This is a genomic window from Geminocystis sp. GBBB08 (assembly GCF_016743215.1).
Taxonomy (GTDB): domain Bacteria; phylum Cyanobacteriota; class Cyanobacteriia; order Cyanobacteriales; family Cyanobacteriaceae; genus Geminocystis.
In genome coordinates, this window is the sequence record NZ_VRZC01000325.1 from 1 (window position 1) to 503 (window position 503).

Below are 503 nucleotides of genomic sequence, written 5' to 3' on the forward strand. Positions count from 1 at the left end.
CTTCTGGTAATGTCTATTTAAAATCAGAATCCTGTGAAATTAAAGGTATTGAATATATTAATCAACGATTTTCTCTTGATCTTAAGGGTAAATTAACTCCTATAGAAATAGATAATAAATTTTATTTACAAGGGAAGGCAAATTTAAGGGTAAAAGTTGATTTACCTCCTCCTTTATGGTTAACGCCAAAACCTATTTTACAAAGTACTGGTAACAGTTTATTAAAAGGTGTATTAATGCGGATTAAACATCAATTAGTATCTCAATTAATCAAGGATTATTATGATTTTGCTCACACAACAAATCAAGAATTACAGTTTGAAATTCAAGGTTCTGAATTAGGTTTTTAGTGCTATTTAATAAGTACTAGTGGAAAATTATTAATTGTATATAAGCAATGCAAGGAGTTTAAACCCCTTGTCTTCAAATTTTTGATGTTGACGTTGCCACGAATTATTTAGGATTGCTATATTACTTATGACTGATAAAAAATACCCTATGGG

Annotated in this window: 1 protein-coding gene; it reads left to right on the forward strand. The window is 28.6% G+C overall.

From position 1 onward, the window contains the following. Positions 1 to 350 (forward strand): DUF1997 domain-containing protein (locus tag FWJ34_RS19485; protein ID WP_308256981.1); only part of this gene is annotated, 350 nt, incomplete at its 5' end. Between the last annotated feature and the right edge of the window lie 153 nt (positions 351 to 503).